Origin of the sequence: Streptomyces spinosus, from assembly GCF_020400655.1 — a bacterium.
GTDB lineage: Bacteria > Actinomycetota > Actinomycetes > Streptomycetales > Streptomycetaceae > Streptomyces > Streptomyces argyrophylli.
On record NZ_JAINRC010000006.1, the window covers coordinates 355,884 to 382,075 of the forward strand.

Annotated in this window: 17 protein-coding genes and 2 pseudogenes; 6 read left to right on the forward strand and 13 right to left on the reverse strand. The window is 73.9% G+C overall.

The features are described 5' to 3' along the window. Nucleotides 1-120 precede the first annotated feature (120 nt). The 4 genes from LG395_RS14445 to eccD all read right to left on the reverse strand — a co-directional run bounded on the left by LG395_RS14445 (nt 121) and on the right by eccD (nt 3,982). Nucleotides 121-438: a WXG100 family type VII secretion target gene (locus tag LG395_RS14445; protein ID WP_225809827.1), complete on the reverse strand. Its 318-nt coding sequence runs from the start codon at nt 436-438 to the stop codon at nt 121-123. A gap of 58 nt (nt 439-496) precedes the next feature. Continuing rightward, nucleotides 497-841, reverse strand: a complete 345-nt coding sequence (locus tag LG395_RS14450) for a hypothetical protein (protein ID WP_225809828.1) — start codon at nt 839-841, stop codon at nt 497-499. 235 nt (nt 842-1,076) lie between these two features. Further along, nucleotides 1,077-2,537 carry a type VII secretion protein EccB gene (eccB, locus tag LG395_RS14455; protein ID WP_225809829.1) on the reverse strand — a complete coding sequence of 487 codons (1,461 nt, stop codon included), beginning with the start codon at nt 2,535-2,537 and terminating at the stop codon, nt 1,077-1,079. Nucleotides 2,538-2,581: 44 nt separating this feature from the next. Then, nucleotides 2,582-3,982 (reverse strand): type VII secretion integral membrane protein EccD, encoded by a 1,401-nt coding sequence (gene eccD, locus LG395_RS14460; RefSeq protein WP_225809830.1) that lies wholly within the window; start codon nt 3,980-3,982, stop codon nt 2,582-2,584. A 256-nt stretch (nt 3,983-4,238) separates the two neighbouring features. Here eccD and eccCa point away from each other — a divergent pair, with 256 nt between their 5' ends. Continuing rightward, nucleotides 4,239-8,180, forward strand: a complete 3,942-nt coding sequence (gene eccCa, locus LG395_RS14465; protein ID WP_225809868.1) for a type VII secretion protein EccCa — start codon at nt 4,239-4,241, stop codon at nt 8,178-8,180. A gap of 340 nt (nt 8,181-8,520) precedes the next feature. Here the strand turns inward: eccCa and LG395_RS14470 are convergent, their stop codons facing one another. The 3 genes from LG395_RS14470 to LG395_RS14480 form a co-directional block, all read right to left on the reverse strand. Continuing rightward, the gene (locus LG395_RS14470) at nt 8,521-9,750 is read right to left on the reverse strand and encodes a S8 family serine peptidase (RefSeq protein ID WP_225809832.1); all 1,230 of its coding nucleotides are present in this window, start codon (nt 9,748-9,750) and stop codon (nt 8,521-8,523) included. 23 nt (nt 9,751-9,773) lie between these two features. Beyond that, nucleotides 9,774-13,097, reverse strand: coding sequence for a right-handed parallel beta-helix repeat-containing protein (locus LG395_RS14475; RefSeq protein ID WP_225809834.1), 3,324 nt, complete (start codon nt 13,095-13,097; stop codon nt 9,774-9,776). A gap of 719 nt (nt 13,098-13,816) precedes the next feature. After that, nucleotides 13,817-14,308: a hypothetical protein gene (locus LG395_RS14480; protein WP_225809836.1), complete on the reverse strand. Its 492-nt coding sequence runs from the start codon at nt 14,306-14,308 to the stop codon at nt 13,817-13,819. Between the two features lie 227 nt (nt 14,309-14,535). Between LG395_RS14480 and dacB the strand changes: the two genes are divergently transcribed. The 3 genes from dacB (at nt 14,536) to LG395_RS14495 (ending at nt 18,429) form a co-directional block, all read left to right on the forward strand. Further along, nucleotides 14,536-15,912, forward strand: coding sequence for a D-alanyl-D-alanine carboxypeptidase/D-alanyl-D-alanine endopeptidase (gene dacB, locus LG395_RS14485; protein WP_225809838.1), 1,377 nt, complete (start codon nt 14,536-14,538; stop codon nt 15,910-15,912). Nucleotides 15,913-16,280: 368 nt separating this feature from the next. Then, nucleotides 16,281-17,435 (forward strand): ricin-type beta-trefoil lectin domain protein, encoded by a 1,155-nt coding sequence (locus LG395_RS14490; protein WP_225809839.1) that lies wholly within the window; start codon nt 16,281-16,283, stop codon nt 17,433-17,435. A 31-nt stretch (nt 17,436-17,466) separates the two neighbouring features. Beyond that, the gene (locus LG395_RS14495; protein ID WP_225809840.1) at nt 17,467-18,429 is read left to right on the forward strand and encodes an AraC family transcriptional regulator; all 963 of its coding nucleotides are present in this window, start codon (nt 17,467-17,469) and stop codon (nt 18,427-18,429) included. Between the two features lie 60 nt (nt 18,430-18,489). Here the strand turns inward: LG395_RS14495 and LG395_RS14500 are convergent, their stop codons facing one another. The 4 genes from LG395_RS14500 to LG395_RS14515 form a co-directional block, all read right to left on the reverse strand. Further along, nucleotides 18,490-19,080, reverse strand: coding sequence for a flavoprotein (locus LG395_RS14500; RefSeq protein WP_225809842.1), 591 nt, complete (start codon nt 19,078-19,080; stop codon nt 18,490-18,492). 105 nt (nt 19,081-19,185) lie between these two features. Then, nucleotides 19,186-19,938 (reverse strand): TetR/AcrR family transcriptional regulator, encoded by a 753-nt coding sequence (locus LG395_RS14505; RefSeq protein WP_225809844.1) that lies wholly within the window; start codon nt 19,936-19,938, stop codon nt 19,186-19,188. 271 nt (nt 19,939-20,209) lie between these two features. Further along, nucleotides 20,210-20,875, reverse strand: a complete 666-nt coding sequence (locus LG395_RS14510; RefSeq protein WP_225809845.1) for a TetR/AcrR family transcriptional regulator — start codon at nt 20,873-20,875, stop codon at nt 20,210-20,212. A gap of 146 nt (nt 20,876-21,021) precedes the next feature. Further along, nucleotides 21,022-21,840 carry an oxidoreductase gene (locus LG395_RS14515; protein ID WP_225809847.1) on the reverse strand — a complete coding sequence of 273 codons (819 nt, stop codon included), beginning with the start codon at nt 21,838-21,840 and terminating at the stop codon, nt 21,022-21,024. Nucleotides 21,841-22,225: 385 nt separating this feature from the next. Here LG395_RS14515 and LG395_RS14520 point away from each other — a divergent pair, with 385 nt between their 5' ends. Further along, nucleotides 22,226-23,758 carry a CehA/McbA family metallohydrolase gene (locus tag LG395_RS14520; RefSeq protein WP_225809869.1) on the forward strand — a complete coding sequence of 511 codons (1,533 nt, stop codon included), beginning with the start codon at nt 22,226-22,228 and terminating at the stop codon, nt 23,756-23,758. A 316-nt stretch (nt 23,759-24,074) separates the two neighbouring features. On the opposite strand, the pseudogene LG395_RS14525 reads toward LG395_RS14520, so the two are convergent. Next, nucleotides 24,075-24,272 (reverse strand): annotated as a pseudogene (locus tag LG395_RS14525) (two-component sensor histidine kinase); the annotation flags it as partial. Nucleotide 24,273: 1 nt separating this feature from the next. Continuing rightward, nucleotides 24,274-25,003 (reverse strand): annotated as a pseudogene (gene cseB / locus LG395_RS14530) (two-component system response regulator CseB). 225 nt (nt 25,004-25,228) lie between these two features. Between cseB and LG395_RS14535 the strand changes: the two are divergent. Beyond that, a complete protein-coding gene (locus LG395_RS14535; protein ID WP_225809849.1) occupies nt 25,229-26,119 on the forward strand; it encodes a class I SAM-dependent methyltransferase in 891 nt (296 codons plus the stop codon). Nucleotides 26,120-26,192 lie beyond the last annotated feature (73 nt).

Here is a 26,192-nt window from a genome sequence, read left to right on the forward strand (position 1 = left end):
GCGGCACTGCTGGGACTCGCGTGTGCCGGCCGGGTCGTGTGTGGTGAGGACCGGAGCGGAACCGGCGGCCCGGCCGCGGGCTGCCCGCCGCGCGGGCCGCGGCCGCCGGTTCCCGGGCGGTCAGCCCCCGTGCTCCCACAGGCCCGTGAGCTTCTTCTCCGTCTGGCCGTAGTTGTGCTTCAGGCCCTCCAGCAGGATCTTGTGGCGATCCAGCACCCGCTGTGCCTCCGCGATCGCGTTGTCCCACTTCCGCTGCGCCGCGTCGTAAGCGGCCGCGTCGGAGCCGTACCAGGACTCCCGCAGGGGACGCAGCTCCGCTTCCATGCTCTCGATGGTCTTCCTGATCGCAGCGTTCTGGGACTCCAGGTCGGCCGCGGCCGAGTCCATGTGGTCATAACTCACATGGATGTAGCCGTCGCCCAGGATGTCTTCCGCCATGATGAACTCTTCTCTCCTCGAAGTACGCGAGCCGGGCCGTACGGCGGCTCAGCCGCGCTCAGGCCGCACCGGTCAGCTGGTCGAAGATCGCCTCCGACTGCTGGTAGGCCGCGTTGATGTCCTCGTTGGCGGAACCCTGCACCTTCTGGTGTTCCGACAGGCTCGTGTTGAGCTTGTCGATCATGCCCTCCAGGTTCCTCAGGACGATGTCGACCTGCTTCTCCCACTCGTGCACCAGGTCGCCGAACTTCTTGCCGTCCGTTCCCTGATAACCCGTGGCCAGGCTGTTGCGCGTCGCCTCGACGTCCTGACGGCTCCTCAGGATGCCGGAGAACGCCATTTCCAGGGCCTGGATGCCGTTGCGTGTCGCCTGCTCACTTGACTGCTGGCCGTTTCCTGCCATGTTCAGCCTTTCGATTGCTGCGCCGGGGGGTGCGTGCCCGTCCCGGCGCTCGACGTGTGACTGGTGCCCGGCGGTGCGGGCGCCCATCACCACGACGCCCGGCACATGTCCTCGCCTGCCGTCGTCCTGTGGTGACCGGTGGCCGAACCCGGCCGGGTGCCTACCTTACATGTTCACGTATGTCCAGGAGCGGGACACCCATGTAAACACGTGTGCTTGACTCCGCCCGGCTCCGCTACCGCCGTACGGCGCACTGCGTCGGCGTCGTCGGCCGGGCCGCACCGGCGGCCGCGTCCGGATCCAGATCCGGTCCCGACGGCAGCATCGCCGGCAACGGGGAGGGCAGGGACGTCACTTGTCCCTCGCTGTAGCCGAGCGCGCCGAGTGCCTTGGCGGTCGGCACGCGGTACCTGGTGCCGGTGTCGTCGACCAGGTAGGTCGTGGTGCCCACGGTGGTGCCGCCGGCTCCCAGGACCCGTACCAGGGCCGCGTGGCCGGGGCGGACCACCACGGCGTCCACCGGCAGGCAGGCTCGGGCGGTCTCCGCCGGCGGCTGGGCGACGGGGGTCAGTTCGTCCGTCGTCACGAGCAGCGTGGTCACCTTCGTGCCGTCCTCGGCCGGCTCCACACCGACGCACGCGGACGTGTCCGGCCCGATCCCGACCGGCTTCGGCGGTGCGGCGGGCAGGCCCTCGGCGGCCGGCGAACGGCCCTCCGCGCCCGGCGCCAGGTGCTGCTTCAGCGCGTCCGCGCCCACGGCCACCGCTCGGGGCGCCCGGCCCCCGTACGCCTTGTCACGGGTGCGGGGGTCGCCGAGGAGGAGGTCGGCCTGGGTGGTGGTCAGCGGTACCAGGCCCTCCGTCCGCAGCAGGTAGTACGGGTGCTCGTCGGAGCCGGGCACCTCGGCCTGGAACACCTGGCCGACCGTGCTCGGCCTGCCGTCGAGCGACGGCCCGGCACCGCCGCGGCCCGGCACCTCGGGAGTCACCAGGGCCGGGCCCGCCACCAGGGCGTCGAGGAAGGCAGCGGAGACCGGCCGCGGCGTCACCGATCCGTAGCCGAGCGACACGGCGGCGCCGGACGCCTTGTCCAGGCGCAGCCGGCTGCCCTGCCAGACCAGGTAGGCCGCGCCGTCGGGCCCCTTGACCACGAAGCCCTGTGCCGAGCCGAGCCCTGTGCTCGCCACGGGCGCGCCGGCCACCAGGGTGGTGTGCGCGGCCGGGGTCCGGGCGCCGGTGGTGGAGCAGACCAGCCACGCGTTCCGGTCCAGGTCGCCCGCCGACGGCACCGACTCGGGGGCGCCGGGGATGCCGATGGGCAGCCCCACCGGGGTTCCCTGGAGGGAGGCGGTGGCCACGGTGGAGGTGGTGAGATCGCTGCCGGCGATCAGGCGGGCTGAGGCGTAGTTGCGCACCGGACGGAGCCGGCCGTCGACGTACAGGTAGCGGGCGCCGGTCTCCTTGTTGACGACGAGCGTTCCGGTCGTCTTCCACGAGGTCTTGCCGCCGGGCGAGATCAGCCCGTACACCACGGCCCCGGCGGACAGCAGCACCGCGATGAGCACACCCACGAACACACCCCGGGTGGTGCGGCCCATAGGTGTGTCCGGGGCGTCCGGCTCCGCGAGGAGCATGCCGGCGGTCAGCCGGGTCATGGTGAAGCTGTGCGCCTGTACCTGGTCGCGCTTGGACTGCATGGTGGCCTACCTCGCGGCTTTCGTCGGAATCGGCATGGTCGCGGTCAGCCGGAGATGGCGCGCAGGTCGCCGAACACCCCGACGGCCCACAGCGTGAGCGGCACCAGGCTGACGGCGAGCGCGGACTGGAGCAGTTCCGCGGCGCGGCCCCAGTAGGGCAGCATCCGGCGCCCGGGGACGGTCCAGGTGACCACGGTGAGCACGGCGGCCAGGCCCAGCAGTCCGGCGACGAACACGGGCCGGCCGGCGGGGGCGAGGCGGGCACCGGAGCCCACGAGGAGCAGCGCGGCGCCCAGGGCTCCCGGCACGACGAGGACCAGCCGCTGCCACACGTTGACCATGCCCCGCCCGTGCAGCAGCAGGATCAGGGACAGGACGACGACGATCAGCGCCTCCGGGGCGTTCGGGCGCCGCACCAGCGGCACCAGGCAGCCCGCGGAGACGATCCCGACCGAGCCGTACAGCGCGATCATCCAGCCGCCGGCCAGCTCGGTCCGGGTGGCCACGTCCTGGCCGTCGTACGGGTCGATGCCCTCCTGGAGCTGCCGGGGGTTGGTCGGCAGCGGCGGCATCCGCATGCCGGCCAGCTTGAACGAGAGCGCGGGGACGAAGCCGCCGACGAGCACCAGGCTCGCCGCGACCGCGCAGGCCGCCTTGTCCACGGGCAGGTCGAAGACGGTCATCAGCGCCCCGGAGACGGCCGCGGCCACACACACCAGCGCCGTGGAGAGGAAGAGCGGGGCGTAGACGGCGACGGCCGCCAGCGCGAGCACCGCGCCACCCGCTCCGGCCGCGCCCGCGGCCAACAGCCGTGCCCCGAGGACGTGGTAGGCGGCGGGGCCGGCGATCTCGCCGTCGGGCAGCAGCCAGCCCGCGAGGGCGAACGCCGGGGTCGCCATGACGCCGAGGGCGGCGCCCGTGGCCGAGTCGCCGACCGCACGGCTGGCGGTGGCGGCACCGGCCAGCAGGAGCAGACCGGCCACACCGGCGGTGGCCGCGCGCGGCACGACCGGTCCGCCGGGCCAGGCGAGCACGCCCAGACCGATGACGAGGACGCACACGACGAAGGCGCGCAGCAGGTGCCGGCTCGTCTCGGTGGTCCAGGCGTGCAGCCGCTCCCGGGTGACGTCCGCTATGCCCTCGACCAGGTCGTCGAGGCGGACCTCGGGCATCGCCTCGGCCCGCGGCCGCAGATGGAGGACCTCACCGTCGTGGAGGCCGAGCGCCTCCAGGGTGACCTCCTCGTCCAGGACGGGGCCGCCGAGGCGCTGGAGTGCCCAGCCGCCGTGGTCGAGCCCCTCCTCCTCCATGCCGTCCACGCAGTACTTGAGCAGGGTGGGGAGGAGGTCGGCCACCGGAACGTCCACCGGAACGGCGAGGTCGATGGTCCTGGAGGGTGCCCGGACGGTGAGGCGGCACAGGCTTGCCACCGAGGTGTCGCTCATGGTCGGCACATTCGCTTTCGCGGAAAGGTCGTCAGGTCGGCCGGACGCGGAGGACACCCGGCCGACACACAGGTGTGTGAACGGGAGATACCTGCATCCGTCTATGGTGTGCAGAGTACCCCTGCTGCCGGGTTGGCTTCACAGCCCCTGTTTTCCGCCAACGGGCCCGGTGACACCTCACTGGCTGCCGCCCGAAGGAGCCGATGCGTTGAGTTCCGTTCTGTTCCGTCGTCCCGCGCGCCGGCGCGGTCCCGACATGCCCCAGGGGGAGTTGAACCTCCAGGAGCCCCCGGTGCTCGCCGAGACGGTGCCCGACAACTCCGCGGTGTGGACCTACCTGCCCATGGCGATGATGTCCGTCTCCATGATGCTGATCTTCCTGCGCCCGGGCGGGTCGAACGGTGTGTTCGTCTATCTGTCGCTGGGCCTGATGGTGCTCGCGTCGGCCGCCATGATCGTCGGCCAGTTCATGCGCCGCACCGGTGAACGCAAACAGCGGCTGCGCGGGGAGCGGCGTGACTACCTGAGGTATCTCGGGCAGGTCCGCAAGCAGGCCCGGCGTGCGGTACGGGAGCAGCAGCTGGCACTGGCCTGGCGCCACCCGGAGCCCGCGGCGCTGCGCTCCCTGGTGCGCACCACGCGGCTGTGGGAACGCCGGGTGAAGGACGAGGACTTCGGTGAGGTGCGGATCGCGGTCGGCGACCAGCAGCTGGCCATGAAGCTGACCCCGCTGTCCACCAAGCCGGTGGAGGACCTCGACCCGCTCTCGGCACATGCGCTGCGGCGGTTCATACGTGCCTACAGCACGGTGCCCGATCAGCCGGTCGCCGTGTATCTGCGGTCCTGGGCGCGCGTGTTGCTGCGGGGCGACGAGACCACGCGGCGGAACCTGGTGCGGGCGATGGTGGCGCAGCTCGCCGTATTCCACGCCCCGGAGGAGCTGTGGATCGCCGTGTGTGCCGCCGACGAGCACCGGGCCGAGTGGGAGTGGGTGAAGTGGCTGCCGCACGGTCAGCATCCGCAGGAGGAGGACGGAGCGGGTCCGGCACGGATGGTGACGTCCGCCTTCGCTGACCTGGAGGACCTGCTGGGGGCCGAGTTCGGCGAACGGCCCGCCTTCGACCCGGAGGTGCCGCCGGGGCGGGAGGAGCCGTACACGGTCGTCGTCCTGGACGGCGTGAGCGTGCCCTCCGGGCACCGTGTGGACGCCCAGGGCTTCCGTAACGCGGTCGTCCTGGACCTGGCCGACGCGTTGCAGTGGCGGCCCGGACGCACCACGCTCCGCCTCGACGTCCGGCCCGGCCGGGTCGGCCTGGTGCGCACCGACCGCACCCGCAAGGAGCAGACGACGGTTCTCGGCAGGCCGGATGCCCTGGGTCCGGCCGGAGCCGAGGCGCTGGCCAGGATGGTGGCGCCGTACCGGATGCGGCTGGCGGCCTCCGCGGCCGAACCGCTGGCCGCGGACACCGAACTGACCTCGCTGCTCGGCATTCCCGACCTGTACCGGCACGAGCCGGCGGTCCTGTGGCAGCGGGCCACGGGAGCGTCCCGGCTGCGGGTGCCCATCGCGGTGGGCAGCGACGGCCTGCCGGTCGAGCTGGACATCAAGGAGTCCGCGCAGGGCGGCATGGGGCCGCACGGCATGCTGATCGGCGCCACCGGTTCCGGCAAGAGCGAGCTGCTGCGGACCCTCGTCCTGGGGCTGGCCCTGACGAACTCCTCCGAGACGCTGAACTTCGTCCTGGTCGACTTCAAGGGCGGTGCCACCTTCCTCGGGCTGGACGAACTGCCCCACACCTCGGCGGTGATCACCAACCTCTCGGACGAGGTGGCGCTCGTCGCGCGTATGCAGGACGCGCTGCACGGTGAGCTGATCCGCCGTCAGGAGCTGCTCCGGGCCGCCGGCAACTACTCCTCGGCCCTCGAATACGAGAAGGCGCGTGCCGCGGGGACCGCGCTGGCACCGCTGCCGAGCCTGTTCGTCGTGGTCGACGAGTTCAGTGAACTGCTGTCGGCACACCGGGAGTTCATGGAGCTGTTCGTGATGATCGGCCGTCTGGGCCGCTCGCTCGGGGTCCATCTGCTGCTGGCGTCCCAGCGCCTGGACGAGGGCCGGATGCACCAGCTGGAGAGCCACCTGTCGTACCGGATCGGCCTGCGCACCTTCTCGGCCATGGAGAGCCGGGGCGTGCTGGGTGTGCCGGACGCCTATCAGCTGCCCTCACAGCCCGGCAGCGGGTACCTCAAGAGCGGTGTCGAGGCACTGACCCGGTTCCGGGCGGCATATGTGTCCGGCGAGTACCGCAGGCGCGGCGGAGCGGTCGCGCAGGCCCGGGTGGCCAGCCAGGTGGTGCCGTGGACGTCGGGGTACGTGGTGCCGCGCGCGACCGCGCAGCCGGCCGCGCCGGAACGCGCCGCCGGGGAGGAGCGGGAGGCGGCGGAGAGTCTGCTGTCGGTGGCGCTCGACCGGCTGCGCGGCGCGGGGCCGGGGGCGCACCAGGTGTGGCTGCCGCCGCTCGGCCTGCCCTCCGCGCTCGACGAACTGCTGCCCGGTCTCGCGGTCGACCCGGAACGCGGGTTCACGGCGACCGGATGGCCGGGGCTCGGCCGGCTGAGGGTGCCGGTCGGTCTGGTCGACAAGCCCTTCGAACAGCGCCGGGACCCCCTCGTGGTGGACCTGTCCGGCGCGGAGGGCCATGTGGGCATCGCGGGCGGTTCGCAGAGCGGCAAGTCGACGCTGCTGCGTTCCCTCATCGCCTCCCTGGCGCTCACCCACACCCCCCGCGAGGTGCAGTTCTACTGCCTGGACTTCGGCGGCGGCACGCTGTCCGGGCTGGCCGGGCTCCCACACCTGGGCGGTGTCGCCTCCCGGCTGGACGGCGAACGCATCAGCCGTACCGTGGCCGAGCTCACGGCGGTCCTCAACCACCGGGAACAGTTCTTCCTGGACCACGCCATCGACTCGATGGCGACCTACCGGCGCCGGCGGGCGGCCGGCGAGTTCGCCGACGAGACCCACGGTGACGTCTTCCTCGTGGTGGACGGATGGGCGACCCTGCGGCAGGACTTCGACGGCCTGGTCCCGACGCTGAACCAGTTCGCCGTCCGCGGCTTGAACTACGGCGTCCACCTGATCGTCACCGCCTCCCGCTGGATGGAGGTGTCGACGCAGATCCGCGACCAGATCGCCACCCGGCTGGAACTGAAGCTCGGCGACCACATGGACTCGGTGATCGACGTGCGGCGCGCCGCGCTCGTGCCGCGCGTCCCCGGCCGCGGTCTCACGGTCGAGGGCAAGCTGCACTTCCTGTCGGCACTGCCCCGCGTCGACGGCAGCGGGTCCACCGACGACCTCACCGAGGGCGTGGCCGGCCTGGTCGAACGGATCGCGGGGGCGTGGGCCGGGGCCCCGGCGCCCGCGGTGCGGATGCTGCCGCACCGCCTGCCCGCCGCCGAGCTGCCCACGGCGGCCGGCACCGAGGGGCTGCGGATGCCGCTGGGCATCGACGAGGAGACGCTCTCCCCCGTCTGGCACGACTTCGGCCGTACTCCGCACCTGATGGCCGTCGGTGACACCGAGAGCGGCAAGACCAACCTGCTGAAGCTGGTGACCGCCGCGATCACCTCCCGGTACACCCCGCAGGAGGCGCGCATCCTCGTGGTCGACTACCGGCGGGAACTGGTGCAGGCGATCCCGGAGGAGTACCGCCTGGGCCACGCCGTGTCGCTCTCCGCCCTCCAGGAGCTGATGGGGGGCTCGCAGCGGGCCTTGCAGACGCGTCTGCCGGGACCCGACATCAGCCCCGCGCGCATGCGGCAGGCGGACTGGTGGACCGGCCCGCGCCTGTTCGTCCTGGTCGACGACTACGACATGCTGGGCGGCGGCAGCTCCTACGACCACCCTTTCGCGCCGCTCTTCGAGTTCCTGGCGCTCGGGCACGAGGTCGGCCTGCACATCGTGGTGGCGCGGTCCGCGACCGGCGTCGGCCGTGGCATGGGCGACCAGCTGATGCGGCGTCTGGGAGAGGTCAACACACCCGGGCTGCTGCTGTCCTGCCCGCCGGCCGAGGGGTACGTCTTCGGCAACGTCAAGCCGCGCAGCCTGCCGCCGGGCCGGGCCCGGTACGTCGCCCGGAACAGGGCGACGCTGTTGCAGACGGCGATGGTGGAGCAGGAGCCGGGGGCCGCGGCGGACTGACGCTCTCGCGACCGGGGTGCCGGCCGGGTGCCCCCCCCGGCCGGCCCCCCGCGGCCGTTCCCGGCAGCCCCGGCGGCCGGCGGCGCCCCTCGGGTCCCTGGAGGCGTGACCGGGCCGAGGCGCCACCGCAACCGTCACCCGACCGCGCCGAGCCGGGCGCCACCCGTCAGCGCCGAGCCGGGTGCCACCCACGCGCCCGGCCGCGCGGGACGGCCAGCGCCACCCAACCGGCCGGCACAACCACTCCCGCCCCACAGACGCAGGCCCACAGGGCGGTCCAGGTGGCCCCCGCCACCCGCGTCCGGTCCGGCCCACGCCACCGCCACCCGACCGCCACCCGTCAGCGCCGAGCCGGGCGCCAGCCACGCGCCCGGCCGCGTGGGACGGCCAGCGCCGCCCATCCGGCCAGCAGGACGACTCCCGCTCCGCAGGCGGAGACCAGCAGGGCGGTCCGGGTGGCCCCCGCCTCCCGCGTCCGGTCCGGCAGCCGCACCGGGACGGCCCTGGCCGCGGTCCCGCTTGTGCCGCCCGCCCCGGTGCCGTCCGCCACCGAGGCGACCGCCGCGTAGGCGTCCAGCCTCGGTACGACGTCGGGGTAGGCGGTGGCCGTCAGGCGCCGGGCCACCTGTGCGGCGGACAGGTCCGGGAAGGCCGACCGCACGAGCGCCGCGGCTCCCGCGGTGTACGCGGCGGCGAACGAGGCGCCGGAGCCGACGAAGTGCCCGCTGCCGCGCGGCCCGATGCCCACGACGCCGTCGCCGGGGGCCGCCAGGTCGGCGTGGACCGGGAGCGGCGCGGCCTGCGGGCGGCCGCCCCGGACGTCGACGTCGAGCACGCTCAGCACGCCGGGCGCCGCGGCGGGCCAGTAGTCCCGTGGCACCGGTGTCGCCGACGCGGCGGCCGTCCCGGACGGCGGGTCCGGTACCGCGGCGGCCACGACCAGGACGTCGTGCCGGGTGGCGTAGGACACCGCGTCGTCGAGCCGGGGCGACCTGGTGGCGAACGCCGCCGACACCTCGACGACCCGGGCGCCGGCGTCCACCGCGCCGCGGATGCCCGCGGCCACCCCGGCCGCCGACGGCACCCCGCGCCTGTCGGTGCCGCGGACCGCGACGATGCCGGCCCGCGGGGCGACGCCGTGGAAGGCGACGCCCTTCACCGGTGCGGCGGCGATCAGCCCGGCCACGAAGGTGCCGTGCCCCACGCAGTCGTCCCCGGCCGGGCCGAGGGCCTTGACGCGGCCCGCCAGGGTGGGCGCGCCGGTGGAGACGCCCGTGTCGACGACGCCGACCTTCACGCCCGCGCCCTGCGAGATCCGCGCGGCCCGGGGCAGTTCCAGGCTCTGGTGTTCCCACGGCATGGTCGTCGCCGTGGTCGTGGACTGCTTGGTGCAGGTGGCGTCCTGGGCCAGCCTGGCCGCCATGACGGGCAGCCTCACCGTCGGTCTCCCGTCGGCGACGGCCACGGACGGTACGGCCAGCACGGCCGTCGCCGTCAGTGCCAGCGGCAGCAGGACCGTACCGGGGCGGCGTGCGGCCGTCCGTCGCGGGCCCTGTGCCAGGCGGGACACGGAGGTGGTTCGCGAGCCGCGCCTCATGCGGTCAGCCCCTGCCGCTGCGGGGCGTCCTGCGGCAGCAGCAGCCGGAGGTCCTCGAAACCGGGCGCCGGCATCCGGCTGAGCCGCCCGGCCTGACGGGTCATCATGCTTTCGAGGACCTGGCGCGCCAGCCGCGCGTTGCCGAAGGACCGGTCGCGCGGCAGCGAGTCGAAGTACTCCCGCAGCACCTGCCCGGTGCCGGGCCCGCACTCGTAGCCCGCCGCCGTGGCGTGCGCCCGTACGATCGTGACCAGTTCGTCGGACGAGTAGTCGGCGAACTCCACACGGCGGGAGAACCGCGAGGACAGACCCGGGTTGGAGGCCAGGAAACCCTCGATCTCCCGGGTGTATCCGGCGACGATCACGACGACCTCGTCGCGGTGGTCCTCCATCAGCTTCAGCAGGGTGTCCACCGCCTCACGGCCGAAGTCGGAGCCCGAGGCGCCCTGCGGGGTGAGGGTGTACGCCTCGTCGACGAACAGCACACCGCCGATGGCCCGTTCGAACACCTCGCGGGTCAACTGCGCGGTGTGGCCGATGTAGCGGCCCACCAGGTCGGCGCGGGAGACCTCGACGAGCTGGCCGCGGGGCAGCACGCCCAGCGAGGCGAGCAGTTCGCCGTACAGACGGGCCACGGTCGTCTTTCCGGTGCCGGGCGGCCCGGTGAAGACGAGGTGGTGGCTGATGCGCGGCACGGGCAGTCCCGCGGCCTCCCGCCGGCGAGCCGTGGACAGCAGGTTGACGAGGTCGGTGACGTCCCGTTTGACGGCCGCGAGACCCACCAGGTCCCCCAGCCGCGCGAGCGGGTTGGTCTCGTCCGACGGGGTCTCGCCGGAGACCGCCGCCGCCGCGTCCGCGCCCACGTCCTCCGGCAGCAGCAGTTGCAGGTCGCTCTCGGAGACGTCGGCGAGTGCGGCGAGACGGGTCGCCTGGCGGTCCACCATCTCCTCGAACACCCTGCGCGCCTCGCGGCCGTTGCCGAACGTGGCGTCCTTCGGCATCCGTTCGAACCGCACGGCCAGCGCCTGGTGCGTCGAGTCGTCCAGCCGGTACTGGTGGCCCAGGCACATCTTCTCGACGATGGCCACCAGTTCGGGCACGGTGTAGTTCTCGAACTCGATCGTCCGGGAGAACCGCGAGGCGAGTCCCGGGTTGGACCCCAGGAAGTCGTCCATCTGGGCGGAGTAGCCCGCCGCGACCACGACCACGTCGTCCCGGTGGTCCTCCATCAGCTTCAGCAGCGTGTCGACGGCCTCACGGCCGAAGTTGGCACCGGAGCCCTGGCCGTCGGACAGCAGGGTGTACGCCTCGTCGATGAAGAGGACACCGCCGAGCGCCCGGTTGAAGGCCTCGGTGGTCTTGATGGCGGTACCGCCGACGATCTGGGCGACCAGGTCCGCCCGGGAGACCTCGACCAGGTGTCCCGACCGCAGGGTGCCGAGCCCGGCGAGGATGGTGCCGTAGAGCCGGGCCACGGTGGTCTTGCCGGTGCCCGGGGGGCCCGCGAAGACGAGGTGGCGGCTCATCGGCGGTGCCGGCATGCCCAGCCTGGCCCGCCGCTGGGCGAGCTGGGTCAGGTTCACCAGCGTACGGACCTGCTGCTTGACGTTGTCGAGGCCGATCAGCGCGTCGAGCGCGGCCAGCGCCGCGTCGTCGCCGGTGCCGTCGGCGTGCTCCCGCGTCGCGGGGGACGCGGCCGGGTCGGTGCCCTCGGCGTCTCCGGCGCCCCACGCGTCCCGCTTGCCGTTGGCCGTGCTGGTCAGGCCCTCCACGGCCACCCGGTCGCCGGCCCTGGCCTGGATGAGGCCGCCGCCGGTGTTGTCGCGGACCGTGCAGTTCACCACGGAGACCGGGGCGTCGGACTCGATCCGTACGCCGTCCTTGCCGCTGCCGCTGACCTCGCAGGAGTTCAGCGACGCCCGCCCGCCGTCCGCGATCAGCACGCCCTGCTCGGTGCTCTCGTGGGCCGTCACCCGGGTCGCCGTCAGGTCCCCGTCCTTCTCGACCAGGACACCCTGCCGGCCCGCCTTGGTGAGCACGCAGTCCCGTACGGTCATGACGCCGTCGCCGCCGACGGACAGCCCGGCACCCTCCGCGGCCTCCACCGCTCCCCCGCCGACGTACACGTTCCCGTCGTCGGCCACGCGGACGCCCGCGCCCGCCGGCCGCTGGATCAGGCAGTCCTCGAGCCGGCCCCTGCCGTCCTTGGCCACGTCCACGCCGTGCCCGGCCGGGGAGATGATCCGGGCCCGGCGCACCAGCGGATTGGCGCCGGTGCGGACGCAGATGCCGGCGCCCTTGGCGTCCACGACCTCCACACGGTCCAGTTCCGCCGCGGACTCCTCCTCCAGCAGCAGCCCGGCGGCGGCGCAGTCCCGTACCGTCAGGCCGACGAAGACCGGCGAGGACGAGCCGGTCACCCGGATCGCCGGCGCCTCGCTGGAATCCGCCCAGCAGTCCTCGAAGGTGCCCCGCGAGCGGTCCGTGACGAGCACCGCGTGTTCCTTGGTCCGGGCCGTACGGCAGCGGCGCAGCAACGGGTCGCTGCCCATGCCCACGGCGATGCCGACACCGGAGGTGTTCGTCACCCGCACGTCCTCCAGGACCGTGCGCGACTCACTCGTGATGTGCACACCCGTGGTCGTGTCGTGCAGCACCGTGCGCAGCACCCGGGTGGTGCTGCGCCCCTCCAGGGCCACCGCCGGCTTGTCCGTGGAGGAGATGTCGCAGTCCTCGACCGAGCCCTGGCCCTCCCCGTTGGCGAGGACGCCGTTGCCGCGCGCGTCACGGATGGTGCAGCCCCGAACGGTGACGCGGCCCTGTTCGCCGATCACCACACCGGTCGTGCCGAGGTGTTCGAGGGTGGTGGACTCCACCGAACTCTCCGCGGACGAGGTGACCACGATTCCCGCGCCCGCGCCGTTGGTGACCCGGCAGTCGCGCATGGCCAGCGCCCCGCTGTTCCGGGCGAGCAGGGCGGTCCACGAGGAGGCCGCGATCTCGCAGCCGTCCATCGCGACCTGGCCACGGGGCGCGTCGACGACCGGAAGTTCCTCGTCACGGCCGCGCAGCACCAGGTCGGTGAGCATGACGGCCTCCGCCTTGAGCGTCAGGGCGGTGCCCCGGCGCGGCGCGATCTCCACCGTTCCGCGCGCCTGGGCGGCGACGATGGTGACCGGCGTGGTGATCGTCAGATTCTCCGGGTAGGTGCCGGGCAGAACGCTGAGGACCGCGCCGCTGCGCGCCCTGGCCAGCGCTTCCCCGATCGTTGACAGGCCGTCGGGGCTGTCCGGGCCGACGGTGAGTACCTGGCGAGACACGCGTGGTTCCTCCTCAGACGGACACCCCCGGAACCCGCGGACCGGGAGTGCCTTGCACGGGCAGCGACCGTCCTGTCGGGCCCCCAGGTCGCTGGATGGCGGTCCGGGCGGACACCTCGGCAACCGTGCGGCGGAAACCTGTCTCGTCATCGGCTCCTGCCGACACCCCACTCGATCGCTTCGGTGACCCCTCGGCCGGCCCGGAGTCCAGAGTAGTTGAGGTTCGGCGACACGTAGGAACCCCGGGCCCACCTGACACACAGACGTCCTGCGGCCGGGGCGGGTTCCGCCCCCCCGTGCGGTGTGCACATGTGTGCCCGGCCGGCATCGGGTGGTGCGGCGGCGCTCCGGCGGCGACAGCGCCCCGCGCACCGTGCCCGCCGGGACCGGTCCGGGCGATCGGCGGGGACCGCCGGCTCCCGGGGCGGGACGGGCGACGTCCAGCACGTCCGGGTCGCCGCCGGCGGGCGGGGGTGCGTCTCGGTTCGCGGAGGCGTGGCCACGGCGACGGTGCCGCCCCGGAGGGTGTGGGACGCCACCCGGCTCCGGGTCCTCGGCCGCGTACCGGTTCGTCGTGCACCCGACGGAGGTGTCGTGGCACGACGACTCCTCGATCGCGTCGGGCAGGAGGCCGGGCTCCTCCCACGGCGGCCGCGGCCGACCGGGGTGCCGGACGGAGCCGGGACGGCGTCGCCCAGGAGTGTGGACAGCGGCGGGGCTCACCGGACCCGGACCACCTCCAGGCGGCTCGGCCCGCCGTTCCCGCCGCGCAGGGTGATGTCGAACAGCAGCCGGCCCGCGCCGGGACGCAGCGTCGTCTCACCGCCCGGCTCCACCGCCTGGCGCGGTCCCTCCTCGCGCACGCCCGGCCGCGGGCCCGCCAGGTACGACACGTACACCGTGGCGCGCCCCGGGTTGCGGACCGTCACCTGCGACGTCCGCCGGCACCGCGCACCGTCGTGGCGCCGGTCGGCGCAGACGTAGCGCAGGTCACCGAAGCCGTACGTGCCACAGGACAGCTCCATGCCGCGCGGGAGCGCCGACCGGCACACCCGGCCCGCGCTCACACGGCCGGCAGCCACGTCACCGGCGTGGTCCGGGGGTCCGCCGGTCCGGCCGGCGAACGAGCACCCGGCCGCGGCCAGCCCCAGCACGACGGCCCACGTACCCGCCACGGGCCACCGGGCGTTCTCCCGGCGTGCGGACTTCATCGGACGGTACCCTCCCGTGTCACACCGGCCCGGTGGCAGGCGAAGGACCGGCACGGTGTGCCGCCTTGCCGTCCCCGAGACATCTGTCTCAGTCTAGGCACACGCACGGGTTACCCCGGTGTGAAGAACTGGTGGCGAGGCACGGAAGCGGTGCGGTGGCCGGGGTGCGACGGAGTAGCGTGCGTGCCGGTCCACTTCACACGTATCCCGATCGAACCCTGGAATCCATGAACAACTCCTCAGCGGAAACACCGACCGGTTCCTTCGTGCCGGGCGGCCGGCGCCGGCACCGCCGGACGAGGCAGGGCGGCGCGGGTCTGCGGCGTACCGTCGTGCTGGCGTTGGCCGTGCCCGTCGCCTCGGCCGCGCTGGCCGGTCCCTCGGCCTTCGCCGCCGGCAACGGCACCACGGCCACGGGAAGCGGCACGTCCGGGCACGCGGACCTGGCCGGCCCCGGCGACCGGCAGATGGCCGCCAACCTGGACACCCGCGTGCTCGACCAGCGGCTGGGCTCCGACGTGAGCGGCGTGGTCCTGGACGCGGACTCGGAGGAGACCCTGTGGGACCACAACGGCGCCACCGCGCTGATGCCGGCCTCCAACGTCAAGCTGGCCACGTCGACCGCCGCCCTGACCGTGCTGGGCCCCGAGCACCGGTTCACCACCAAGGTCGTCTACGGCCACGGCACCCTCACCCTCGTCGGCGGCGGTGACCGCACCCTCGGCGGCGCCGACCTCGCGGAACTCGCGAAGACCGCGGTCGCCGGACTGAAGAAGGCCGGCCTGACCACGGTGAAGGTCGCCGTGGACGACAGCCTGTTCCCCGCACCGACCCTCGCCGACGGCTGGAACGACGGCTACTACCCGGACTCCGTCGCCCCGGTCCGCGCCCTCGTCGTCGACGGCCGCGGCGTCCAGGACACCTCCCTCGACGCGGGGCAGACCTTCGCCGGGCTGCTCGCCCAGGCCGGCGTCACCGTCGACGGCGAGGTCACGCGCGGCACGGCGCACCGCGGTGACGTACCGGTCGCGCGCCACCGGTCGGCCCCGCTGGCGGACATCGTCAAGAAGATGCTCAAGACCAGCGACAACAACATCGCCGAGACCCTGCTGCGGATGACCGCCCTGGGCGCGGGACGCCCCGCCACCTTCGAGGGCGGCACCGAGGTCGTGCGCCATGTGCTCAGCCACCACTACGGCGTGTCCCTCGACAACTTCGTCGTCCACGACGGCAGCGGCCTGTCCCGCACCGACCGCATCCCGGCGGCCACCCTCGCGCAGATCCTGGAACTGCTCACGGAGCCCCGCTACGCGCACACCCTGGGTTCCGTCCTGGACGGCCTGCCGGTCGCCGGTGAGGCGGGCTCCACCCTCGGCCCGGAGTGGGGCCGGTTCGACGACCCGGACTCCCGCTGCGCGGTCGGCAAGGTGCGGGCGAAGACCGGCACCCTCACCGGAGCCGTCGCCCTGAGCGGTCTGACCCGGACCGACGACGGCGAATGGCGGGTCTTCTCCTTCATCGAGAACGGCTCGACGGCCGCTCCGAACGACATCAAGGACGCGATGGACGGTCTGGCCGCGACCGTGAACGGCTGCTGGGCCTAGGCTCTCCCGTCCGGATCACGCGGGGCTCGCGGGCCCGGCGTGATCCGAACGAAGGGCCCTGGTTCCGGGACCGGGACCGGGACCCGGACCGGGACCGGGCACCAGGCGCCGTCCGGCCGTGAGGTCGGGTGGGCGTTCGAGCGCGCGGCGGTGTCCGCGCCACCGGTGCGGCCGGCCGCACCCTCCGACGCGCCGGTTCGCGTCCCCACGCGCGGACCGGTACGAGTCGCATGTCACACCTGCCAGGGGTGAACCCCGAACGGCGGTGGATCCGCTCCATGTGTGGCAGGGCCGGACCGCGCCGCGGACCGGTCGGGCACCCCCCGCGACGCCGCCACCCACGCTCCGGCTCCGCTGGAAAGGAACCCATGCAGCCTCCACACACGCCCCGGCCGGCGGTGGATCTCCCCAGGAGAGTCCCCGGCAGCGCCAGGCCCGTCAGCCCCGGCTCCGGGCCCGGCCAGGACGGCACCACGGCCGGGGCCGCGGCCGGGGCCGCGGAGCCGTCCGCACCGGACGGCGGTGACCGGGCGCCCGACGCGGCCGGCCGCGGCACCTCGCTGCCCCGGCTCACCCGGATCTCCTCGCTGGGATCGCGCGGGAACGCCGGCCGGGCCACCGGGACACCGCCCCCGGCGGCCGACGACACGGTGGGCGGCTGGGCCGGGGACGAACCCGGCGACGCCTTCGTACGCCGCGCCGGCACGGACGGCAGCCCCGCCCCGGACCCGGTCGTCTCCCTCGGACCGGCCCGGCGGGACGCTGGCGCCGGGACCCGGCGCGAAGGACTGCGCGGTGCCCTCGGTGTCGTGGGCGTCGTCGGACTGCTGGCGGCCGGCGGTGTCCTGCTGACCCTGGGCCTGGTCAAGGGTCACGACGGCGGCGGGCGCGACGGGGCGTCGGTGACCGTCGACTCCCGTGGTCGCGGCACGGACGTCGTCGACGGGCTCGGGGACGTGCCGGCGCCCCCGGCGAAGGCGTCCGCGACCGGCCCCGGCGAGAAGGCCGGCGCTTCCCGGGAGCCCACGTCCGCCGCGCCCGGCGGCAGTGCGCCGGACAAGGACCCGGCGTCCCCCGTACGGCGCCCCACCACCACGGCGAAGGCCGCGGACGGGACCGGGACGCCCGCTCCGGCCGCGGCGCCCGGGGTGAACGTGTTCAGCCACGCCTCGCAGCGCTGCATAGCCGTCGTGGGCGGCGAGGCCGTGCCGGGCGCGGGCCTGATGATCCGGGACTGCTCGGAATCCGCCGCGCAGCACTGGGCGTTCACGGGCGGGACCATGCGGGCGCTCGGCATGTGCGTGCGGCTCGCGAACGGCTCGACCGCCGACGGGACGGACCTCGAACTCGCCCCCTGCGACGGGAGCCCGGCGCAGCGGTTCACGCTGAACGTCCGGCACGACCTGGTGAGCACCCTCGCCGACAAGTGCGCCGACGTCCGGGACAACGGCACGGAGAACGGCACCCGGCTCCAGCTGTGGTCCTGCTCCGGCAGCCCCAACCAGAAGTGGTCCACGTCCTGAGCACCACGGGCGGGCAGTCATCATGGAAAGCATGGACACCTGGCCACGGCCCGTCGCGCGCACCGTGTGGTCCAGCGCGGACGTCGACACCTCCGACGCGTTCGCGTTCTGGGCCGACGTCATCTGCGACACGTTCGTCGGGGTGGCGGTGCGTCCCGCGCCCGGCGCGGCCTTCGAGGGGCGGATCGAACACTCCGTCCTGGACGGGATCGGCTTCGCCGAGCTGACCGCGGGCCCCCAGCAGGTGGTCCGGACACCCCGGCTGATCGGACGCGACCACGAGGACGTCCTCCTCGCCAACATCCAGCTGCGCGGCCGGGGCAGGCTGGAGCAGAACGGGCGGGTGGCCCTGCTCACGCCGGGGACGATGGCCTTCGTCGACAGCACCCGTCCCTACGCGCTGGACTTCGACGACGACTTCTCCCAGCTGGTGGTCAAGGTGCCCGGATCCCGGCTGGCGCACCGCTCGCCGGCCGGGGCGGCCGGCGTCGGGCTGGGCGCCTCGGGCCCCGGCCGGGTCATCGCGGACTTCCTCGTCGGCCTCAACCGTCTGCAGGGCCGGGATGCCGGGGCGGCGGCCGCACTGCTGCCCCATGCCGTCGACCTGCTGGACACCGGTCTGGCCTGGGCCGCGGGCAGCGCGCCGCCGGAGGCGTCCGCCACGGCGCTGACCCGCGAACGGATCCACCGGTTCGTGCGCCGGCACGCCACGGACCCCGGCCTCGACGCCGCCGCGGTGGCCGCGGGCTGCGGAATCTCCCGGCGCACGATGTACCGCGCGCTGGCCGCGTACGGCGAATCGCTCACGGAGCTGATCCGCCTGCTCCGGGTGTCACACGCCCAGCGGCTGGTGCGGTCGTACCCCGAACGCCCTCTCGCCGCCGTGGCCGGCGCGTGCGGATTCGGCGGCGAGGCGCAGCTGCACCGGGCGTTCCGGGCGGTCACGGGCACGACGCCCGGCGCCTACCGTGCCGGGCGGCCGGGCGCGCGGTGACGGTACGGTGATGCGCCGCCGAGGGGGACGCGGCGGATTCCCGGCCCCCTGGTGCCGTCCTCAGCCGTGCTCGGGCCGGCGCGGGGGCATGAACCCGCGGACGGCCTCGACGAACCGGGGCGGCGCCGGCGGCATGGGCGCCTTGACGAGCTGCTTCAGGCCGACGTCGTAGCGCTGGCCCCACTCCGGGTCGACGACGTGGTAGCCGTCCTGACGGAGCTGGTCGACATTGCGCCGGACGGCGGGCTTGAGCCACATCTCGCCGCTCATCACCGGGAAGAACACCACGGGGAAGTCGGCGGCGGCGATCGTCGCGGTCAGCATGTTCGGCACGGCGCCCGTGGCCGTGGCGGAGAGCATGTTGGCGGTGGCCGGCAGGACCGCCATCATGTCGTGCTCCGCCGCGAGGGTCGCCTGGTTCTCGTGGGCCCAGTCGTCCGGCGTGGCGCCCGTGACCACCCGGTCCGCGAACAGGCCGACGGTGTGCGGCGGGAGGAACGTGGCGGCGGTGTGCGTCATCAGGACGGTGACGGTCCCGGTGAACGTGGTGCGCAGCGCGTTGACGTACATCGGGAGCATGGCGATCGCGGCGGAGCCGGTCGCGCCGATGAGCAGGCGTCCGCCGAAGACGGACGGGTCGTTACTGGTCATGGCCCCACGATGCTCCGCCACGCGGGACGGAATGCGACCGTATGTGCCACGGCGGCTGACCGTCCGTGCCGGGCGGCGGATCCGCCCGCGGCCCCCGCCGCGCCGTCAGCCGTCCGCGCCCGTCGCGTCGGCCAGCCGGTTCAGCCACTCACGCAGCAGGCTCAGCTCGGCGGGGCTGAGCGCCACGGTGTCCTTCCGGTCCAGGGCGGCGAGCAGCGCCATGGCACTGCCGGCCACGGCGGCGCGCTGAACACCGTCGTCGCCGGTGCCGTGCTGTGCGGGCGGAAGGGTGAGGGTGTCGATCACCATCTCGCGCGCGGTGTCGGCGGTCCGCGGGTCGCGGGCGTCCTCGGGCAGGCTCATCAGCGTGAGGATCGTGCCCACGCCGGCGGCGTGCATGACCTCCGTGGCACGTTCGACGCTCATCCGCAGCCGCCCTGCCGCGGCCACTCGGGTGATCATGAGCCGCAGGCCGGCGGCGGCCTGCCGTCCGGCCTGCGGAATGCGGCCGGGGCGGACCTGGCCGTAGACGAGCGAGTAGTAGGCCGGGTGCTCGAGTCCGAAGCGGATGTGCAGGTCCCACGCGTCGCGCAGCGCCCGCACCGGGTCGTCGTCGGTGAGCAGCTCGGCCTTCACTTCGAGGTAGTGCCGGAAACCGTGCTCCGCGACCTCCTCGAGCAGCCCCTCCTTGTCCCCGAAGATCCGGAAGATCGACGGGGTGGGCACGCCGGCGCGGGCGGCGACGGCGCGGGTCGACACCGCGTCCAGGCCGCCCTCCTCCAGGAGCCGGGCGGCGGCCAGGACGATCTTCTGCCGCAGTGTCGGTCCTGCCTGCTGCGGTGCCGTCTCCGTGGTCATGGATCGACGATATCAGCGTGGCGGATCACCGATCCCGTCGCCTCGCTCGACGAAGACACGCATCCCGTGCCGACCGAGACACGTATGACCATGGGTGTCCAAGCCGGACGATGCCCCGGCGTCCACCCCCCACCGGGTGTCCCGGCTCGTGGCGTGCCCCGGCTCGTGGTGTGCCCCGGTGTCCGGTGTGCCCCGGCGTCGTACGGACCGGCACGCGCGTGCCGCGGGCCGGGCCGGCCTGACGAAGTCCGGCCGGGCACGCCCGTACGCGTCAGCCCAGGCTCAGCAGCCCGGCGACGGTGACGTGCAGGGTACGGCCCAGCCGCTCGGCGAAGTCCACCTTCGTACCGGCGAGTTCCGGGTCCTGCTGGGCCTCGGCGACAGCCGGTGAGGGGTGGGCGAAGGGCCAGAGCCCGGCCGTGCACACGACGGTCAGGGAGACCAGTTCGCGAGCGGCGGCCGGGGTCAGCGCGGTGATGTGCCGCCGCAGCAGGTCCGCCAGCGTGCCCAGCAGCCGGACGTGGGCGAGCTTGAAGGCGCGCGCGGACTCGGCGGAGATGTTCCGTTCGAGTTCGGAACCCAGCGCGCTCAGCAGGTCGCACAGCAGGGACCGGCGGGCCAGGGACCGGGCCAGGGCACCCGTCACGGTCTCCGGCGAGGCGGCACCGGCGGGCGGCAGGTCGGCGGGCAGTTCCTCGATCCACTCGGTGAGGGAGCGGTTGAGCAGTGCGAAGAACACCGCCTCCCTCGTCTCGAAGTACCGTACGACGTTGGTCTTCGACAGCCCCACCCGCCGGCTCAGCTCCCGCAGACTGATCTCGCTGACCGGCATCTCCGCCAGCAGCTGTGTCGCGGCTTCGAGGATGGCCCGCTTGCGGACCTCACGCTGCTCGGCGCTGCGCGCCCGCTGGAAGTCCGTCGGCCGGTCGTCTGTCATCGTCGCTTCCCCAGGGAACTCCTCCGCGGCCCGCGCCCGGTGCCGCCCGCCGCAACCCTACGCTCCGCCGGGACGGGCCCGGAGGACGGCCCCGACGGTGCGTGCGGACCTGCTCGCGTGCGGACCTGCTCGTCCCACGGCAACCCTCACACGGACTCGCTCACATGGCGCCACTGGGCGTCCTGGGCGGCGAGCCGGCCGGCCATGTCCCGCGCGACGGCCACGGCGTCCTTGCCGAGCAGCAGACGCAGCGGCGGCTCCTCGGCCTCCGTGATGTCCAGCAGGACCTGGGCGATGCGGACCGGGTCGCCCGGCTGCCTGCCGTCCTGTTCGCGGATGGCCGCGACGGCGCCGCCGACGACGCGCTCGTAGGGTGCGCTGACGGGCGGGGTGGCCATGGAGGAGCCGGCCCAGTCGGTGCGCATGCCGCCCGGCTCGGCGACGGTCACCTTGATGCCGAGGGGGGCCACTTCCTTGGCCAGGACCTCGGAGAAGCCGCCGACCGCCCACTTGGCCGCCTGGTAGGCGCCCAGACCCGGGACGCCCACGCGTCCGCCGACGGAGGAGATCTGGATGATGTGCCCGGAGCCCTGCTCGCGCAGGACCGGCAGGGCGGCCCGGGTGACGTTGACGACGCCGAAGAGGTTGGCGTCGATCTGCGCGCGGAAGGCCTCGTCGGTCATGTCCTCGATGGCGGCCATGTCGGCGTAGCCGGCGTTGTTCACCACCACGTCCAGACCGCCGAACGCCTCGACGCCCGCCCGCACGGCCCGCCGCGCGGCGGCGGCGTCGGTCACGTCCAGGGTGACCGGGCGGACCCGGTCGCCGTACTTCTCGGCGAGGGCGCCGAGCGCCTCCGTGCGCCGGGCGGTGGCCACCACGTGGTGCCCGGCTTCCAGGACGGACTCGGCGAGGGTACGGCCCAGTCCGCGGGAGCTTCCGGTGATCAGCCAGGTCTTGCTCATGGTGTTGCCTCGGTTTCTGTGCGGGCGGCGCCGGGCGGCCCGGTGGCGGGGTAAGGGGGCGGACCAATAAGAGGCCAGTGGAACTTTACTGGCTCCCACGATAAAGGTCCAGTGGCCTCTTGTCGATTCCGGTAGCGGGGCGCCAGGAACGCCCCACGCACGCCACGCTCCTGCGAGCCGGCGAACGTCGTCCCGGCTTCAACCAATCGTGGTGAGGGTTTCGCCGAGGAGTGTGTGGTGTTTCACTTCGGCCGACGAATGTGCCGGGGTCACCGGACACCGCACACACTCAGGAGGGGATCGCATGTGCCGGAGCGGAACATGTGAACACGATTCGAACCCGGCCGTGGAGAGCACGGCCGGTCTGGGCCGCAGGGACCTGCTCATGGCGGGCGGGGTGCTCGGCGCGGCCGGCGCGCTGACCCTCGCGCCCGTCAGCTTCGCGGAGGCCGACGAGGCGGCGCCGGCGGGCGTGCCCGCCGACGGCACGGAGGTGACGCGCACCATCACCGGCCATCTCGCCACGGGCGCCGCCGACTTCGTCCACCTGCCGGTGGAGGTGCCCCGGGGCGTCAACCAGATCGCCGTCTCGTACACGTACGACAAGCCCGCCGTGCCGAGCGGCACGCCGGGCAACGCGTGCGACATCGGCCTCTTCGACGAGCGCGGCACCGCGCTCGGCGGCAAGGGCTTCCGCGGCTGGTCCGGCGGCGCCCGCACCTCCTTCGTCGTCAACAGCGAAGAGGCGACCCCCGGTTACCTGCCCGGCCCGGTCAATCCCGGCACCTGGCACGTCGTCCTCGGCCCCTACCAGGTGGCCCCGCAGGGCATGAACTACTCGGTGACCGTCACCCTGCGCCACGGCCCAGCGGGCGCCCCGTTCAAGCCGAACTACCCGAGCGAGCGCGCCAAGGGCCGCGGCCGGGCCTGGTACCGCGGCGACTGCCACCTGCACACCGTGCACTCCGACGGCAAGCGCCTGCCGTCCGAGGTCGCCGCGGGCGCGCGCGAGGCCGGTCTGGACTTCATCGTCTCCACGGACCACAACACCTCCTCCGCGCACGCGGTCTGGGGCGAGTACGCCGGCCCCGACCTGCTGATCGTCAACGGTGAGGAGATCACCACCCGCAACGGCCACTGGCTGGCGCTCGGCCTGGACAACGGCTCGTGGATCGACTGGCGCTACCGCTCGCGCGACGACGCGTTCCCGCGCTTCGCCCGCCAGGTGCGCCGCCAGGGCGGCCTGGTCGTCCCGGCGCACCCCTACTGCCCGTACGTGGCGTGCCAGTGGAAGTTCGGCTACGAGGACGCCGACGCCGTGGAGGTGTGGAACGGCCCCTGGACCTACGACGACGAGTCCGCCGTCGACACCTGGGACGCGATGCTCGGCACGGCGATGCGCACCGGCGAGGACTGGCTGCCCGCCATGGCCAACAGCGACGCGCACAGCGTGCCGCAGGTCATCGGCCTGCCGCAGACGGTCGTGTACGCCGACGACCTGAGCCGGCCGGCGATCCTGGAGGGCATCCGCGAGGGCCGCAGCTACGTCGCCGAGTCCTCGGCCGTCACCGTCGCCTTCACCGCGAGCGGCGGCGGCCGTCAGGCCGGTATCGGCGAGACGCTCCGGGTGGCCGCCGACACACCCGTCGACGTCCGCCTGGAGGTGTCGGGGGTGCCGAACGGCACGGTGCGGTTCATCACCGACGAGGGCCAGCTGCACCAGGAGTCGCTGGGCGCCGCCGGCACCGGCACGGTCGTCTGGCGCACCACCGCCTCGCTCGCCGCGTACGTGCGCGCCGAGGTCCGCCACCCGAAGGCGGACGGCACTCCCGGCAAGGGCAACACGATGGGCCCGGACCTCCAGTGGGGCGCGATGGCGGCGCTGACCAACCCGATCGTCCTGCGCATCCGGGACTGAGGGGCCGCGTCGGCAGGCCGGGGTGTCCTACGACGAGGGGCACCCCCGGCAGCGGGCGCGGGATGGGCGCGACGGGCGCTGCGGCCCCGGCGCGCCTCGACGTGCCGCGCGGAGCCGGCTTCGTGTCCCCGCGGCCGAGCGCCTCGGACACGACGGGCAGCGCGGCGGCCCGGACCGTGGCACGCACCGGTAGCCTACGCCGAGGGCCCGCAACCGGACGGCCGGTCCGCGCCACCACCCGCCGAGGGCGCTGTTCGCCGCCGGGCGCCGCCCGTCACCGGGTGGCCGCCCCGGTCGCCGCCACCCACCGCCGCACGTCTCGTGCGTAGCGCTCCACCGAGTGGGACAGGGCGGTCACCGCCTTGGCGGCGCCGTCGTTCATGGAGCGGTCCAGGGTGCTGCGGTGGACCGGCAGTCCCACGGTGAGGGCGACGGCGCAGCAGGCCACGGCCACCAGCAGGGCGATCTTCCAGCGCAGCGAACGCCAGTTGAGCAGGGAGCGGACGGTGTGCACGTCAGGTCCGCCGCAGCTTGTAGCCGAAGCCGCGTACGGTCTCGATCCGGTCGGCGCCGATCTTCTTCCGCAGCCGCTGCACGCACAGGTCGACCACCCTGGTGTCGCCGTCCCAGCCGTAGTCCCACACGCTGCGAAGGAGCGTCTGCCGGTCCAGGACGATGCCGGGGTTGGCTGCGAACTCCAGCAGCAGCCGCAGCTCGGTGGGGGCCGGCGCGACCGGTTCGCCTCCCCGCGACACCTCAAGCCCCGCGGTGTCGACGGCCAGGTCGCCGAAGACCAGCACGGTGTCCTCGCGCACGGCAGCGGCCTGCGGGGTGCCGGCCGCGACGAAGGTGGCACGGCGCAGCAGCGAGCGGATCCGGGCCCACCAGTACGGCGGTGTCCACGGGTTTGACCACGTAGTCGTCGGCGCCGGCCTCCAGACCGGAGACCACGTCCAGGGCGTCGCCGCGCGCGGACAGCATCAGTACGGGCGTCGTGCTGGTCTCCCGGACACGCCGGCACAGTCCGACGCCGTCCAGGTGCGGCAGCATCACGTCCAGCAGCAGCACGTCGTGCCCGCCCTCCCGGAACCGCTCCAGTCCGCTCAGCCCGTCCGCTGCCGTGGTGACCCGGTAGCCGTAACGCTCCAGGGCGAGCGCGACGGATCTGCGGATCACCTCGTCGTCCTCGACGAGCAGGACCGAGACGGAGGCCGGGCGGCCTTCCGGTGCCGGTGCGGCGGACATGTCTTCCTCTCCGGACGCGGGTGCGAAAAACACCATCATGCCGTCCGGGGTACGGCGACGGGTGGCGGGGGCGGGCATGGACGGCCCTCGGTGCGGCACGCCGCCGGGCGCGGGTCGGGCGGCCGCGCACATGTGTCGAGTGAACCCCGGGCCCGCCCGGCGACGTGTCAGGCACAGGAAGTCAGGCACAGGAACCGCGCAGGACACGGCACCGCGGAGAGGGACATGACCGACACCGCCCGAGGAAGCAGCACCGGAGTCGCGGGGGTGGGCGTGACCGCCTTCCTGGTCGCCGCGGCCCGCGCGATCGAGACCTCCCGGCCCGACGCACCGGCGCGGGACGAGTACGCGGAGCACTTCGTCCGCGCGGCGCCCGGCTGCGCCGACTGGCCGCGCCGGTTCGACGAGGTGCCCGACGGTGACGCCGATCCGCTGTGGGGGCGGCTGGCCCGCTTCTTCGGACTGCGCACCCGCGTCTTCGACGGCTTCCTGCTCGGCGCCGCGGCCGGCGGCTGCCGGCAGGTGGTCGTGCTGGGCGCCGGCCTGGACACCCGCGCCCACCGCCTGCCGTGGCCGGACGGCAGCACGGTCTTCGAGATCGACCAGGAGGAGGTGCTGGCCTTCAAGCAGACCGTTCTGGACACGCTCGGGGCCGTGCCGCGGGCCACCCGCGTCGCCCTCGCCGCCGACCTGCGCCAGGACTGGACCGACGACCTGATCACGGCCGGTTTCGATCCGACGCGCCCGACGGCCTGGCTCGCCGAGGGGGTGGTGCCGTACCTGCCGCCGGCCGCGGAGCAGGAACTGCTCGCGACCGTCAACGCGCACAGCGCACCGGGCAGTGCGCTCGGCTACGAGGTCAAACGCGGGGTGAACCCGGCCGGGCAACGCGACCATCCCGTCTACGCGGCGGTCCGGGAGCGGCTCGGCATCGACCTGCTCGCCCTGTTCAGCACCGAACCCCGCCCGGACTCCGCAGCCGATCTCCAAGCGCGGGGCTGGGACACGCGCGTCCACACGCCGTTCGACTTCGCGGACCGCCACGGCGTCGCCCTGCGGCCGGCACCGGACGACGCGCTGGCCGCCAACCGCTGGATCCTCGCGGTCCGCCCCTGACGGCCTCGCGCACGGCGGGCGACGACGTCGATCCGACCACACGTGTGACGGGCACTCCGAAGCGGGCGGGAAG

Excerpts from the sequence above, each read along its gene's own strand:
- LG395_RS14445 (WP_225809827.1), bottom strand. The coding sequence starts at position 438 with ATGGCGGAAGACATCCTGGGCGACGGCTACATCCATGTGAGTTATGAC.
- LG395_RS14450 (WP_225809828.1), bottom strand. The coding sequence starts at position 841 with ATGGCAGGAAACGGCCAGCAGTCAAGTGAGCAGGCGACACGCAACGGC.
- eccB (WP_225809829.1), bottom strand. The coding sequence starts at position 2,537 with ATGCAGTCCAAGCGCGACCAGGTACAGGCGCACAGCTTCACCATGACC.
- eccD (WP_225809830.1), bottom strand. The coding sequence starts at position 3,982 with ATGAGCGACACCTCGGTGGCAAGCCTGTGCCGCCTCACCGTCCGGGCA.
- eccCa (WP_225809868.1), top strand. The coding sequence starts at position 4,239 with ATGCCCCAGGGGGAGTTGAACCTCCAGGAGCCCCCGGTGCTCGCCGAG.
- LG395_RS14480 (WP_225809836.1), bottom strand. The coding sequence starts at position 14,308 with ATGAAGTCCGCACGCCGGGAGAACGCCCGGTGGCCCGTGGCGGGTACG.
- dacB (WP_225809838.1), top strand. The coding sequence starts at position 14,536 with ATGAACAACTCCTCAGCGGAAACACCGACCGGTTCCTTCGTGCCGGGC.
- LG395_RS14490 (WP_225809839.1), top strand. The coding sequence starts at position 16,281 with ATGCAGCCTCCACACACGCCCCGGCCGGCGGTGGATCTCCCCAGGAGA.
- LG395_RS14495 (WP_225809840.1), top strand. The coding sequence starts at position 17,467 with ATGGACACCTGGCCACGGCCCGTCGCGCGCACCGTGTGGTCCAGCGCG.
- LG395_RS14500 (WP_225809842.1), bottom strand. The coding sequence starts at position 19,080 with ATGACCAGTAACGACCCGTCCGTCTTCGGCGGACGCCTGCTCATCGGC.
- LG395_RS14505 (WP_225809844.1), bottom strand. The coding sequence starts at position 19,938 with ATGACCACGGAGACGGCACCGCAGCAGGCAGGACCGACACTGCGGCAG.
- LG395_RS14510 (WP_225809845.1), bottom strand. The coding sequence starts at position 20,875 with ATGACAGACGACCGGCCGACGGACTTCCAGCGGGCGCGCAGCGCCGAG.
- LG395_RS14515 (WP_225809847.1), bottom strand. The coding sequence starts at position 21,840 with ATGAGCAAGACCTGGCTGATCACCGGAAGCTCCCGCGGACTGGGCCGT.
- LG395_RS14520 (WP_225809869.1), top strand. The coding sequence starts at position 22,226 with ATGGCGGGCGGGGTGCTCGGCGCGGCCGGCGCGCTGACCCTCGCGCCC.
- LG395_RS14535 (WP_225809849.1), top strand. The coding sequence starts at position 25,229 with ATGACCGACACCGCCCGAGGAAGCAGCACCGGAGTCGCGGGGGTGGGC.